Source organism: Trinickia diaoshuihuensis, assembly GCF_003390925.1.
GTDB classification, from domain to species: Bacteria; Pseudomonadota; Gammaproteobacteria; order Burkholderiales; family Burkholderiaceae; genus Trinickia; species Trinickia diaoshuihuensis.
Map to the genome: position 1 here is coordinate 163,409 of NZ_QUBS01000090.1, position 12,238 is coordinate 175,646.

At 62.6% G+C, this 12,238-nt stretch carries 15 protein-coding genes; 5 read left to right on the forward strand and 10 right to left on the reverse strand.

Features of this window, described 5'->3' with window-relative positions; all coding sequences use genetic code 11:
* Positions 1–9 precede the first annotated feature (9 nt).
* Positions 10–789, forward strand: a complete 780-nt coding sequence (tam, locus tag DXT59_RS29000) for a trans-aconitate 2-methyltransferase (protein WP_116141757.1) — start codon at positions 10–12, stop codon at positions 787–789.
* A gap of 9 nt (positions 790–798) precedes the next feature.
* Here the strand turns inward: tam and DXT59_RS29005 are convergent, their stop codons facing one another.
* Together DXT59_RS29005 and DXT59_RS29010 are read right to left on the reverse strand one after the other, a co-directional pair.
* Complete coding sequence (locus tag DXT59_RS29005; protein WP_116141759.1) at positions 799–1,302, reverse strand: GNAT family N-acetyltransferase; 504 nt, start codon at positions 1,300–1,302, stop codon at positions 799–801.
* Between the two features lie 10 nt (positions 1,303–1,312).
* A complete protein-coding gene (locus DXT59_RS29010; protein ID WP_116141761.1) occupies positions 1,313–2,269 on the reverse strand; it encodes a LysR family transcriptional regulator in 957 nt (318 codons plus the stop codon).
* A 138-nt stretch (positions 2,270–2,407) separates the two neighbouring features.
* Here DXT59_RS29010 and DXT59_RS29015 point away from each other — a divergent pair, with 138 nt between their 5' ends.
* On the forward strand, positions 2,408–3,112 hold the full coding sequence (locus DXT59_RS29015; RefSeq protein ID WP_116141763.1) for an SDR family NAD(P)-dependent oxidoreductase: 705 nt from the start codon (positions 2,408–2,410) through the stop codon (positions 3,110–3,112).
* Positions 3,113–3,125: 13 nt separating this feature from the next.
* On the opposite strand, the gene DXT59_RS29020 is transcribed toward DXT59_RS29015, so the two are convergent.
* Positions 3,126–4,085 (reverse strand): carotenoid oxygenase family protein, encoded by a 960-nt coding sequence (locus DXT59_RS29020; RefSeq protein WP_116141765.1) that lies wholly within the window; start codon positions 4,083–4,085, stop codon positions 3,126–3,128.
* Between the two features lie 186 nt (positions 4,086–4,271).
* On the opposite strand from DXT59_RS29020, the gene DXT59_RS29025 reads away from it, so the two are divergent.
* Positions 4,272–4,718: a GNAT family N-acetyltransferase gene (locus DXT59_RS29025; protein ID WP_116141767.1), complete on the forward strand. Its 447-nt coding sequence runs from the start codon at positions 4,272–4,274 to the stop codon at positions 4,716–4,718.
* A gap of 38 nt (positions 4,719–4,756) precedes the next feature.
* Here DXT59_RS29025 and DXT59_RS29030 read toward each other — a convergent pair whose 3' ends face one another.
* Together DXT59_RS29030 and DXT59_RS29035 are read right to left on the reverse strand one after the other, a co-directional pair.
* Positions 4,757–5,134: a lysozyme inhibitor LprI family protein gene (locus DXT59_RS29030; protein ID WP_116141769.1), complete on the reverse strand. Its 378-nt coding sequence runs from the start codon at positions 5,132–5,134 to the stop codon at positions 4,757–4,759.
* A gap of 19 nt (positions 5,135–5,153) precedes the next feature.
* Positions 5,154–5,855: an N-acetylmuramoyl-L-alanine amidase family protein gene (locus DXT59_RS29035; protein WP_116141771.1), complete on the reverse strand. Its 702-nt coding sequence runs from the start codon at positions 5,853–5,855 to the stop codon at positions 5,154–5,156.
* A gap of 469 nt (positions 5,856–6,324) precedes the next feature.
* Between DXT59_RS29035 and DXT59_RS29040 the strand changes: the two genes are divergently transcribed.
* Both DXT59_RS29040 and DXT59_RS29050 read left to right on the forward strand, forming a co-directional pair.
* Positions 6,325–6,573: a hypothetical protein gene (locus tag DXT59_RS29040; protein WP_162878300.1), complete on the forward strand. Its 249-nt coding sequence runs from the start codon at positions 6,325–6,327 to the stop codon at positions 6,571–6,573.
* Positions 6,574–6,749: 176 nt separating this feature from the next.
* A complete protein-coding gene (locus tag DXT59_RS29050) occupies positions 6,750–7,244 on the forward strand; it encodes an NUDIX hydrolase (protein WP_116141777.1) in 495 nt (164 codons plus the stop codon).
* A 38-nt stretch (positions 7,245–7,282) separates the two neighbouring features.
* On the opposite strand, the gene DXT59_RS29055 is transcribed toward DXT59_RS29050, so the two are convergent.
* The 5 genes from DXT59_RS29055 to DXT59_RS29075 form a co-directional block, all read right to left on the reverse strand.
* Complete coding sequence (locus DXT59_RS29055; protein WP_116141779.1) at positions 7,283–8,536, reverse strand: hypothetical protein; 1,254 nt, start codon at positions 8,534–8,536, stop codon at positions 7,283–7,285.
* Between the two features lie 3 nt (positions 8,537–8,539).
* Complete coding sequence (locus tag DXT59_RS29060) at positions 8,540–9,319, reverse strand: outer membrane lipoprotein-sorting protein (protein ID WP_205417494.1); 780 nt, start codon at positions 9,317–9,319, stop codon at positions 8,540–8,542.
* 23 nt (positions 9,320–9,342) lie between these two features.
* The gene (locus DXT59_RS29065) at positions 9,343–10,746 is read right to left on the reverse strand and encodes an ABC transporter permease (protein ID WP_116141781.1); all 1,404 of its coding nucleotides are present in this window, start codon (positions 10,744–10,746) and stop codon (positions 9,343–9,345) included.
* Complete coding sequence (locus DXT59_RS29070; RefSeq protein WP_420823436.1) at positions 10,743–11,447, reverse strand: ABC transporter ATP-binding protein; 705 nt, start codon at positions 11,445–11,447, stop codon at positions 10,743–10,745. The genes DXT59_RS29065 and DXT59_RS29070 overlap by 4 nt, the downstream gene beginning before the upstream one ends.
* 139 nt (positions 11,448–11,586) lie before the next feature.
* Complete coding sequence (locus DXT59_RS29075) at positions 11,587–12,114, reverse strand: FUSC family protein (protein WP_240324748.1); 528 nt, start codon at positions 12,112–12,114, stop codon at positions 11,587–11,589.
* Positions 12,115–12,238: the final 124 nt, after the last annotated feature.

Here is a 12,238-nt window from a genome sequence, read left to right on the forward strand (position 1 = left end):
GAGGCGATCGTGACCCACCCGTTCGATCAATCCGCGCAGCAATATGTCCAATTCGAGGACGAACGCACTCGTCCCGTCAGGGATCTGTTGGCCGCGGTCCCTCAAACGCCCCTGCATACCGCCATCGATCTGGGTTGCGGCCCCGGCAACTCCACGCAAGCACTGGCGGCGCGAGCGCCGGACGCCGCGATCCGCGGGCTCGACGCCTCGACCGATATGATCGAGGCGGCGCGCAAGCGCCTGCCCGCGATCCGCTTCGACGTCGCCGACATCGCACAATGGGACGAGCCCGGCGCATACGACTTGATTCTCTCGAACGCCGTATTGCAATGGCTACCGGCGCACGAAACGCTATTTCCGCGGCTCGTGCGCAAGCTGTCGCCGGGCGGTCACCTCGCCGTACAAATGCCGGACAACCTCGACGAGCCCGCACACCGGCTCATGCGCGAGGTCGCTGCTGGCGGCCCTTGGGCCGACAAATTGAAAGGCGCGGCGCGCACCGAACGTCACGACGCGCGTTATTACTACGCGTTGTTGTCGCCGCTGTGCTCGCGTGTGGACGTCTGGCGCACGACCTATTACCACCCATTGCGGGGCGGCGCCGATGCGGTGGTCGAGTGGTTCAAAGGCAGCGCATTGCGGCCGTTTCTCGCGGCACTGGACGAGGGCGAGCGAGATACTTTCCTCGCCCGCTATCGAGACGCCGTCGCGCTCGGCTATCCGGCGCTCGAGGACGGTACGGTTTTACTTCCGTTCCCGCGGCTATTCATCGTCGCGACACGCAAATGAGCCGGTCGGTCAGACGCCCTCGGGTTTGATCCGGCCCATCTGATAGACGTTGACGTATCGACCGTTTCGATAGGCGTACTTGACGAGTTCGCCTTCGAACGCAAAGCCGTGTTTCTTATAAAGCGCGATCGCCGCCTCGTTGTCGACGAAGACCGTCAGTTCGAGCCGCACGAGATTGAGCCAATTATCGGCGAGGTCGATCACGCTGCCGAGCAACTTATTGCCGATCCCCTGCCCTTGGCGGCCACCCTTTACCGCAATCGCAATGGTGCCCACGTGCCGGCGCCGAAGATTCGCCATCGGCTCGACGACGACCGATCCGACGACCTCGCCGTCGATCTCGGCAACCAAGTGATAGACGTTCGGAGGGTTTTCGCTTAAACGCTTTTGCCAAGCCGCGAGCGAGGGGAACGGCAACTGCAGCGTCTGCGCGTAGACATCCGCGTCTTCGTAGAGTTGGGTGATGGCTGCGCTGTCCGCGTCGCTGCTGCGCCTGATCGTTAAATGTTCCATGCCACGCTGTCTAGATTGTCGAGGACTCTGAATCGGAAAGAGGGCGGAAATACTGTCGGCAAACCGAAAGGACCAATTGCCGAAGCCAGCGGTGGGCCGGGTCGAGCTCCAATCGCGGATGCCACATTTGCGACACGGTAATCGAGCCCGTTTCAACCGGCAGTTCGAACACGTAAATCCCGCCATGTACCGAAGGTTCAGCCGATTCCGGGACCTGCGCCACGCACGAAGCCGGCACCAGAGCGACGAGATCGGATGTACGAGCGACGGCCAGCGCGGCGGAAAAGCTCGGCACGACGGCCGCGATCTTGCGCGTGAGCCCGAGCGCGGCCAGCGCCTCGTCGACGGGCCCGTTTGGGTTCTCGCGCCGCGCGGCGACGACGTGGCGGAACGCGGCATAACGAGGCGCGCTGATCGGCGCCTCGCTTTGAAGCGGATGGCCCCACCGCACCACGCCGACGAAGCGATCCCTGAACAATGCCTGCAAGCGCACCTCGGGGCCCATTTGCCCCAAGACGCCGATTTCCAGATCGGCCGAACCGTCGCGTAAATGCATCGGCGTTTTTTCCGGTTTCGAAGCGAAGCGCAGCAACACGTTGGGTGCGCTCGCCGATGCCGCGGCGATCAACGGCGAGCCGAACGCTTCCACGAAGTCGTCGCTCGCGCGAATCGTGAATGTGCGCGCCAACGCTGCAATATCGATTTGCGTCCTTGCCGAACTCAGTACCGCGCGAGCGCCGTCCAACGCCTCGCGAGTACGCGTGTGAATCGCCTGTGCGTGCGGCGTCAATACCATGCGCCGCCCGGCGCGAACCAACAGCGGATCGCCCGTCGCCGCCCGCAGCCGCAGCAGCGTTCGGCTCATGGCCGACGTACTCAACCCTAAGCGACGCGCCGCCCCGGCCACGCTGGCCTCGGCGAGGAACGCATCGAGTGCGACGAGCAAGTTCAAATCGGGATCGGACATGCGCGCGATCCTAGCATGGCTACTAATGGAGAGAAGGCGTACCGTGCAACTGACGAGTGCACGGCACGCGTATTCCGGCGTGGCTGCGTTCTCGATATATTGCTCGATCCAAAGCGTCTCGCCCGTCAGGAGTTATCGATGGAATCCACAGCTCGTCAAAAAACCGTTCTTCTTATCGGCGCATCGCGCGGCCTCGGATTTGCGCTGGCCGAGCAATACCTCGCGCGCGGCTGGCGAGTGATCGCCACGGGCCGCGAGCACTCGATAGGGAAACTGCGGCAGCTTGCCGAGAATAGCCAAGGGACACTGGAGGCAGAGACGGTCGATATCGCCGATCTCGATCAGGTCGCCGCGTTACGCGAACGTTTGGCGCAGCGCAGGCTCGATATGCTGCTCGTCAACGCGGGCGTCAAGAACGACGACCGGGAGACGATCGCCGATGTGTCCACGGAAGAATTCGTGCGCGTGATGGTCACGAATTCGCTGAGCCCCATGCGAGTCGTCGAGCGGTTTCAAGATCTCGTCGATCCCCACGGAACGATCGCGGTCATGTCGTCCGGCCAGGGCAGCGTCGCCAATAACGTCAACGGCAACTACGAGGTCTACCGCGGCAGCAAGGCAGCGCTCAATATGTTCATGCGCAGCTATGCCGCACGGCATGCTGGTGATGGGCGCACGCTGCTGCTCTTGGCGCCTGGCTGGGTGCGGACCGATATGGGCGGCCCCGAGGCACGGCTGAGCATCGAAGAAAGCATTCCCAACTTGGTCGACACGATCGAAGCGCATGCGGGCCGCACGGGCCTGCATTACGTGGATTACCTCGGACGCGTCGTCCCCTGGTGATGCCTCATGCCCTTTAGCCTTCATGGTCGTTGTCCAGCCACTGACCATGAAAACCGGACGGAATTCGAGTCGGCAGGTGTACGGTGGCAATGGGGCCGGCCGCGATATCGCGCGCATCGAGCACTACCACGTCGCTAGTTGCCGTCGTATGCCGGTAGACGCAAGACAGCAGCCAGCCGTCGTCTTCGGTCCGTGCTCCACGGCGCGGCACGAAAACCGGCTCGCTGTTTTGGTCGCCCGGCGCTAGTGCGTATCGCTCGAACGCCGCACTTTGCCAGTCGTAGCGCACGATGCCGCGCATCTCCGAGGTGTTCGGCTGCTCGACCGCGTAGAAATAGCGATACGGCCGGCCTGTCAGTCGCTCGTTGATGCGGGGCAACTCGATGCCGAGTACTGCGACCGCGTGCTCTTGTACCTGCCCCGGGGCCAGGTCGATTCGATACCTGTGCAGCCTCCCAAGAGGGTTTTCCTCGAACTCGCGACCAAACATGATCAGCTCGCCGGTCTCGGGATCGATCTTCGAGTGCGCGGTCATGCCGTTCGTCGCAAACGGATGCCGGCTCGGCCGCTTGAGCGTATCGAGTAGCGGCGAAATCGGCAGCGGCACGCCGCCTTCCGCCAAGGCCAGTGTTTCACCGGCGTGCCGAATGACGTTGACGTTAGGATTCGTGTCGGGCCGCGACGAAACGGATTGCGGCTCGTACACCCGTGCACATCGTTGCGTCCGCAACCATTTGTTGCGATAGGCGGTAGCCCTGCCGCCCTCGAACGAAATGCCGTGCAACATCGCGGCCTCGGGCCACCATCCGAGAACGCCCTGACCTTCGAAGCGGCCCGTCAAGGGATTGGGGCCGTTGCGGACCAAAACCCCATTGAGATCGCCGGGTATGTCGCCGGTCACAGGCAACGCGAGATACTCGGCTTCGGTTGCGACCGGCGCGAGCGCGCCGGCGTTTAAGTCGATCGTTGGCAAGGCAGGTTCAAGCAAGGTCAGGAGGGCGCTCGACGACGAGCCGCGTCAATTTATACCCGGATTAAATTTAAGTCAATATTATCCGGGTTAAATTTAAAGGAGGTGCTCGTCGCGCCACGCAACGCTTGCGGGGGCCGGGCACGCCGACGTAAGCTGCGAAGCCTCAGCGGAGAGGGAGCGATTGGCATGAACGTAGGATTTGCGCCGACGGCGCCGGGCGATGCCGACACGCTCGTACAGATGCGGATCGACGCCATGCGCCAAAGTCTCGAGCGCATCGGCCGCTTCGATCCCGAACGGGCACGGGCGCGCTTCTTAGCGAGTTTCGAGCCGGCGTGGTGCAGGTTCGTTGTGGTGGACGATCAACCGGCGGGCTTCGTTCAAGTTAAACCGGCCGAGGGCTATCTGGCGCTCGAGCACCTGTATATCGTGCCCGGCTATCAGGGAAGAGGGATCGGTGCGGCCGTGCTCGAGTCGATCCTGGCCGATGCGAATACGCAATCGATGCCGGTCAAGTTGGGGGCGCTACGAGAGAGCGATTCCAACCGCTTCTATCGACGGCATGGTTTCGTCCAAGTGGACGAGACCGAATGGGATATTTACTACGTCAAAGCGCCTAGCGGGGCTTCTTAGAGTGCGATGCGAGCGCATCGCACTCCTTGACGCCGCGTTTATTGGCCGAGCTTAGCGTCGACGCAACCCGTGCTGTTGCATTCGCGCTCACGCTCTTGCAGGAAGGCGAGGCGTTGCTGCGTCATGTTCACGGCGCAATCGAGGTTCACGAAGTACCCGTTTTCCTTTTCCTCGCTGCATTGCTGATCGCGTTGCTTGAGCCAGGTCAGTTGACCGCTCTTTAGCGACGTTTGCTGCGTCGGGTTAAGGTGCGTACGCAGCCGAGAGTACTGCTCGTTCAAATCGCGATCGGCCTGCGAAAAAATATTGCTTGCGCAATAGACTTGGTCGAACGCATTGCGCGGCTTGGCGCAACCCGCGGCGTGCGCGGCGAACGGGACGAGCGCGGCAGTCAGTGCAATGGCAAGCTTCTTCATTGTTATTCCTCTCTCATCGTCATAAAACCTTATTGATCGCACGGCAATCCATTACGCCCCTGGAGATCGCCGCCGCTAATTTCGCGATCGTGGCCGGTTCGGCCAGTCGTCGCTCCTCTTCAGGGTTGACGATCACGCCGGCCTCGACCAGTACCGCCGGCATCGGCGCGGTCTTTAGAACGACGAGATCGTCGAACCGATGAATGCCAAGGCGCCGATCGATCAGGGGCCGGTTCTCTCCCTTGATCGGCGTCGCGTGATACAGCGACGGCGTTTCACCGGCCGCCAGCATCCGTTCGCCTATCGCCCGCGCGCACGCGAGGCTTTGCTCGTAGTGCGGATTGAGTTCGGAGACGAAAATCGCATACCCTTTGAATTCGCTACGCCGGCCCGCATCGATCCACGCCTGTTGCATCGAATCGTGATGGATAGAGATGAAAACGTCGGCATTCGGCGCGGCGTTGGGCCGCTCCGCTAGCGCAATGTCGCGCGCGTCGGCGCCCGTGCGCGTGACGCGAACGCCGGCCGCTTGCAGATCGTCCGTAACGGCTTTGCTCAGATCGAGGTTGTAAAGATGCTCGACGCGGCCGCTTGCCCCCGTCGCGCCAGGGTGCGCCGGCGTATGTCCCGCATCGACGACGACCCATGCCGCGTTGCAAGTCGCGACGCAGAACCAACCCAAAAGCAACGACAGCGAACGGATGACTGATATTTTCGACATCGGGAATTGGACGCAGGATTCAGTGTTGCGGTTGTTGGTTCTTAGATTGCCCGTGGTAATCGGTATGGCAGCGTAGCGCATTCTAATTGATATAGATGCGCGGCGGGAAGTGTATCTACCTGAATGACGCCGGCGCCGATGTGTTCAGGGGCGGCCCGTCGCCCACGGCACCGGCAGCGGTCTCGCCCAGACGCCGACACGGCTCTTGCATTACCGTCGTCCCGTTACCACAGGCATTACCTTTGGTGCATTCGCCTCTCAACGCGTTTTTTCTAATCTATCGGTACGGGCTTGGATAATCATAAAAAAATCGAAACGTGCGAGCAGCCCGCGAATCCGCAATCTTTAGGGGATTTCTATGCCAGCACTCATGATCGAAAAGGTAAACGGAAATTGGACCGCCCGCGTCGGCGGAACGGAGGTCAGTTATCCATTCGTCGGCGCTAGAGCCTCGGACCAGGAGGTTAGCGTGCAGCACTTCATCGCGGCTATCGACGAGGGAAGAGCCGCGCTCGACGCAGGTGCTCCTGAAATCTTCGTCGTCCCTCCGGGCGTGACGGCGACGGCGCTCGTCGATTCATTGGTTCTCGACAGCGATACCGTGATCTATCAAGGCCGGCCGATTTGGAGTTGTGTAGGCGCGGACAAAGTGCTCGACGACCATCACTCCGTGGCCCAGGCGCTGCGCGACGCGCTCGGCGGTGCCTACGGGGCGTAGGGCGCAGTTGCCGTGAAATCGACGAGGCGACGAGTGGCCGTCCCGGCATCACTCGCGTCCTCGTCGATCGCGCGAAATCGATATCGCCCCGTACACTTCGCGCACGCCGGCATCTTGCGACGAATTGCGGAACGCGTAATCATCGTCGCAATCACGAATGCGAGAAGAAACACTCCATGCCATCCCCTAACCGATCGCCATCGACCATGCTCGTCGATGCAGTCTGGCGCGTGACGCTGCGTGTCGGCTTTCGGCTGGCGCGCGTCTGGTGGCGCCTGCGGCGGCCGAATCACGAAGGCGCGCTCGTCGCGATCTACGTCGGGCGGGCCCTCTTGCTGCTGAAGTCATCGTATCGGGACGAATGGGGTCTTCCGGGCGGCAGCATCAATCCCGGGGAAACGCCGGAGCAAGCGGCGCAGCGTGAAATGCGCGAAGAGATCGGCATGCAGCCGTATCCGTTGACCCCGAAGGGCACCGTCTGCGGAATCTGGGATGGGCGGCGCGACCGCGTTCATTTCTTCGAACTGCATCTGGATAGCCTGCCCGAGTTGCGGCTCGATTATCGCGAGATCGTCGCCGCACGCCTGACTTCCCCCGAGGAATTGCCCGCTATCGCAGTGACCCCGGCCGTCACCGCGTATTTCGCCGAACAGGGCGTAGGCCCTCATTAGAATAGGACCGACATCCTCCGGTACCGGCTAGGCCGACGTCAAAAATAGAACGTCACGATAGCCTGCAAGAGCTCCGCCTGCTCCGCCGCGCCATAGACGGTATGCGGGCCGCTATAATCCGTTTGCCATTGAACGGCGAGGTCCGTGCGCGACCAATGATAGCGGGCCTCCAACCACGTGAATGCGCTGTGATCCACGAGGTCGTATCGCCCCATCGCGGTGGCGTCGAGATGACGAACGATCGCATCCTCCCAAGTCACGTAAGCAAATAGCGATTGGCGCGTCGTCAACTCCTGAGTTCGGCCCACGGCCTCGCGATACGCGCCATAACGCGCCGGGTCGCTACCGAGCGCATGCCACGTCGAACGATCGGCGCTCAGACCGTCGTAGTCGTATTCAAGCGTGACCGAAACCTTGCCCGGGAACGTGCGAGTGACGCCTGTCGATAAACGGGAGTGAAAGCGCTCGCCCGCGCGAGGTTCATCCGCGAGTGCCTGGCCTCGCCCTCCTGCGTACTCGACGAAAGCCACCGTGGCATCGTCCAGCAGCGCCGTTGCGTTCACCCCGATTTGCGGCGACGTCCCCGCGCCCCCATACACGAGCCATTGCGGCGCGAAGCCCTCGAAGAGACGTTGCGTCCCGCCGATCATGTATCGCCACTGGCGATTGGTCGCACCAAGGTCCGGGCTCAAGGCGGCGCCGCTCGCTCCGTCGGCCAGCCGCGGCGATACGAGCGCATTCAGCGAGCCGCCCGCCCACAACATTTGAGCCCGAAGCATGACGGTGCCCAAGCGATTCTCGCGAAGGCTCGCCGGGTCGATCGATACGATCGAGCGCAATACGTTCGCCTTGAAAAAGTCGGTGGGATTGAAACCGGAGGACACGCCCTCGCGCAAATTGACTCGACCGGCGTCCACGACGATCGATTGCGCCGGTTGCCAACTCACGTACCCCTCCTTCCACGTATCGATCGTGCTTGCCGTCCCCCGCCAACCCATATCGATCCGATTCGAGAACACGGCGTGCCAGCCACTCCCCAAAGCGCCATCGTATGAAATCGACGCGCCTGCCCGAACGGTATCGTTCCCGGTTTTCTCACGCGATTGACGGGCCACGCCATAGTGGGCCGCGGCCAATTCAAAGGCGCCCCGCCAATGGCTCGGCTTTGAGACTGTCGAGTTCGCCGTGTCCGCCAAGGTCAATGCGTCGAGATCGGCGTCCCCGGACGCATACGCCGTTGCAACGGACACCACGCCCGACGCGAGCAGCACCAGTGCCGTCGCAATTCGCATCGTTCAATCGGGATGAAAGCGAGCGAGGTAATCGCGCTGCATCCACGCCTCGGGAATGTCTTTCCAGGCGTAATTCGAATAGCGCATGACCGTGATCCAATCGGGGATGAGGCCGTCGATGATGACGATCTCGGTCGGCCGCACGGCGCCCAGCTCTTCCTGGAAACGCCGGAAATACGAAACCTTTAACACGGTGCCGCTTTCCGCATGAAAGCGCGCCTTCACGGGGCGCTGGGTGGCGACGTCGAGCCATAGGTCGATCGAGTGATAGGTGGCCTGCGGCGAGCGCGCCACCAGCGCCAATTCATAGCAATGCTTGAGTTGGCGGTCGCCGTCGGCAATGTCCTGCTCGCCTGCGAACGACGCGGCATAGTCATGCGCCCAGTTGACGGTGACGACATCGCCGTTGGCCGCCTGCCCTAGTAGACGCTGCTGAGGCGAGATGCGCACGCTTGCTTGACTCGACGGATCGTAGAACCATAAATCCAAGCCGCTTTTGAACAGTAATTTACCGGCGTCGCGAGCAGGTGAATCGAAGCGGATGAGGCTGCGATACTGGCCGCTGTCGGCATCGATCTTCGAGTAAACCGTGAGCGTGTCCTGGTCGGTCTGCCGCCCCTCGTGGAAGTCGATCAAGGTCGTCGTCAGGCTGAAAGGCCGATCCGGATTGCGCATCGCGTCGCTCGCCTCGAGCAACTGCTGAGCGTTGGGCGCCGCGGCGGCGACGATCGATATGCTTAGGAACATCGCGGGAAGCCAGCGCGCCGGCATGTAATGAGCCATGGATACTCCGTTCACAATGAGAGTCAGGAGAAGCGCAGCGCTTCGACGATCGGCAGACGCGAAGCGCGCCGTGCAGGCAGCCAAGCTGATGCGGTCGCCACGAAAACGATGCCTAGCGCATGGCGCCCGATCATGGCGGCCTCGCCCCATACGCGAACCGTCAGCGCAACGCTGTCCGTCTGGCCCGGCGGCACCCAATGCAATCCCGCATGATTGATTGCCGCGGCACCGAGGAGCGCCAATACGCTACCGAGCGCCGCGCCGCAAACCCCGAGCACGAAACCCTCGCAAACGAAAATCCTGCGTACGCCGCCGTCGCGCAGTCCTATCGCGCGCAACATGCCGATCTCGCGCGTGCGCTCGGTAACCGCCATGTTCATCGTATTGCCCACGGTGAACATCACGACGGTCGCGAATAAGACGGCGATGAAGCCGAATACGGCGTTGAACATCCCCGTGATCTGTCCGTATTGCGGATTGAGCGTCGCAAAGTCGAGCACGTCGAGCGCGTCGCCGCCCGGTATGCCGTGCAGCACGGACATCAAACGGGCCCGTGCGCGGTCGATATCGGCGGTGTGGCGCAGTTGAACGACGATCGACGTCACCCTCGGTTCGCCGCCGCCGTAGACGAGGCGCTGGGCCTGCGCGAGATGCAATTGCACGTACATGTCGTCGAGCGCCTTTACGCCTTGCTTCTCGGCCGCGACGACATGAAGCTCGGCAACGTTAGGGGCGCCGTATGCGTTGGAAGTCAGCAATTGGATGTGCGTCCCCGCCGCGGCATTCGGCCCGCCGCCCGCGGTATGTGCCTCGGCCGAAGCAAGCCGCGTCAAGTCGTCCGGGGTCGCCACGTGCGTCGCGGCGTCTCGCTCCACCGGCCGATCGCGGCATTGCGGCACGCGCAACGGACCGCATAAGTGCAGCACCCGCGCCACGCCGGCGCCGATCACCGCCGCATTCGCGGGCGTATCGGCAAGCGCGAGCGGTCCGGACCGATTCGGAAATCCGTAGTCGTCCCATTCGCGCATCTTGGTTTGCTCGTCCACGACGATCCCACTGCCGAACACGGTTCGCGATGCTCCCTCGGCAAAGTTTCCGGCAATGCCGTTCACGCTCAACTGCGGAGTAACGACGGTCACCATCGATCTCAACAGGGCGTCGCCGCGCACGGCGTCGATGACGCGGGCGTAGTCTCCTATCCCATACGACACCGGGTCGCCGCTTCCGTAGAGAAAATAGTCGCTGCGTTGGATTTGCAAATGCCCGCCGTAGCGAACATAGCTCGTCTGCAAGCCATAGTTGATATTGCGGACGTAGCCCCCGAAGAGGAGCACCGCCGTCAGCCCGATCACCATGGCCAGCAGCGTCGTCGCCGAACGGCGCCCGTTGCGCAGCACGTTGCGGCACGCAAGAATCCAAGTCTTCATAGCGAGGCCTCCGCCGCGGCCATACGCTCGACCGATACGATGCCCCCGTCGCGAATGCGGACGACGTCGTCGGCCGCTTCGATCACCTGCGGATCGTGCGAAGAAAAGACGAAGGTCGTCTCACGGGCGCGTTGTATGTCGCGCATCAGCGCGAGGATGGCGGCACCGGTCGTGCTGTCGAGGTTCGCCGTGGGTTCGTCGGCCAAGACGAGCGCGGGGCGGGTCGCCAAAGCCCGCGCGATGGCCACGCGCTGTTGCTGGCCGCCGGAAAGTTCGCCCGGCTTGCGATGCGCGTGCTGTGCGACGCCCACGGCGTCGAGCAGGTCCAACACGCGGGCGCGTCGCCGCGCCTTGGACACTCCGAGCAAGGACAGCGGGTATTCCACGTTTTCATAAGCGCTCAAAACGGGAACCAAATTGAACGCTTGAAATACGAATCCGATATGCCGCGCACGAAAATCCGAAAGCGCGTTGCCCTTGAGCGTCTCCAGCGGTTGTCCGGCTACGACGACGCTGCCGCTCGTCGCACGGTCGAGCCCGCCGAGCAAGTTGAGCATCGTCGTTTTGCCGCTGCCTGAAGCACCGCAGAGCACAGTGAACCGTCCGGACACGATGTCCACGGAGCTATCGCGCACCGCCGCCACCGCGCCCGCCCCGGCGCCGTACGTCCTCGTTACTTGATGAAAACTGGCCGCTATCACGGGCACCCCTTTTTATCGATTGTCGATGGGGATCACTGTGACCGGTGCTAGCGGCGCTTAGGCGCGCTTGCGACGAACGGATAAAAACGCCCGACGAACCGTTCGACTCGGCGACGGACGGCAACGGCGGCAAGCGATGCTAAGGCCCCCTAAGCAAGCGAGCGGCTTGTGTGAAGAGCCAACTCACGAGCAGCGTACAGGCGGCGCCGAGGATGACTTGCAGGAGCCGGAACAACGGCACGTCCCAAAGCGGGCCTTGCATAGGGACGAGCAGAACGATCGTTGCGGTAATCGCCCCGAGGCGCGCCGCGCTGCCCACATTCATACACCAGCACGCGACGATCACGGCCGCGACAGTGGCCGCGTAGCCGAGAATCTCGTGCGCGCCCGCCCCGAGCGAGGCACCGGCGAATCCGAATAGTCCACCGGCCAGCGCGCCGATAAACTGGTCGCGCGACAAGGTGCGCGTATCCGAGTAGCGCTGCTGAGTGACCGCAATCGCGGTAATCGCCGCCCAAAACGGTTGCGCGGTATGCAAGGCGCTGCCGATCGCGTAAGCCAGCGACGCGCCGCACACCGCTTGCAGCGCCATCAAGCCGCCCTCGACGATGCGGTCGGGAAACGGCAGCGCCTTGACGAGGTCGATCAAGGCGTCGGCGGCGCGCATGCTAGCTCGATGCCGGGCAGCCCTCAATTGCGTCTTCACTGTATTCTTGCCCGCGGTCATGAACCTGCTCCGAACGAGTATTGCAACGGGTTGCCGCCCGGCGTTGCAAACCTCGCCCGATCGC

Bases quoted from the DNA above. Each gene is read 5' to 3' on its own strand.
- DXT59_RS29005 (WP_116141759.1), bottom strand. From the start codon at position 1,302: ATGGAACATTTAACGATCAGGCGCAGCAGCGACGCGGACAGCGCAGCC.
- DXT59_RS29010 (WP_116141761.1), bottom strand. From the start codon at position 2,269: ATGTCCGATCCCGATTTGAACTTGCTCGTCGCACTCGATGCGTTCCTC.
- DXT59_RS29015 (WP_116141763.1), top strand. From the start codon at position 2,408: ATGGAATCCACAGCTCGTCAAAAAACCGTTCTTCTTATCGGCGCATCG.
- DXT59_RS29025 (WP_116141767.1), top strand. From the start codon at position 4,272: ATGAACGTAGGATTTGCGCCGACGGCGCCGGGCGATGCCGACACGCTC.
- DXT59_RS29030 (WP_116141769.1), bottom strand. From the start codon at position 5,134: ATGAAGAAGCTTGCCATTGCACTGACTGCCGCGCTCGTCCCGTTCGCC.
- DXT59_RS29035 (WP_116141771.1), bottom strand. From the start codon at position 5,855: ATGTCGAAAATATCAGTCATCCGTTCGCTGTCGTTGCTTTTGGGTTGG.
- DXT59_RS29050 (WP_116141777.1), top strand. From the start codon at position 6,750: ATGCCATCCCCTAACCGATCGCCATCGACCATGCTCGTCGATGCAGTC.
- DXT59_RS29055 (WP_116141779.1), bottom strand. From the start codon at position 8,536: ATGCGAATTGCGACGGCACTGGTGCTGCTCGCGTCGGGCGTGGTGTCC.
- DXT59_RS29060 (WP_205417494.1), bottom strand. From the start codon at position 9,319: ATGGCTCATTACATGCCGGCGCGCTGGCTTCCCGCGATGTTCCTAAGC.
- DXT59_RS29065 (WP_116141781.1), bottom strand. From the start codon at position 10,746: ATGAAGACTTGGATTCTTGCGTGCCGCAACGTGCTGCGCAACGGGCGC.
- DXT59_RS29075 (WP_240324748.1), bottom strand. From the start codon at position 12,114: ATGCGCGCCGCCGACGCCTTGATCGACCTCGTCAAGGCGCTGCCGTTT.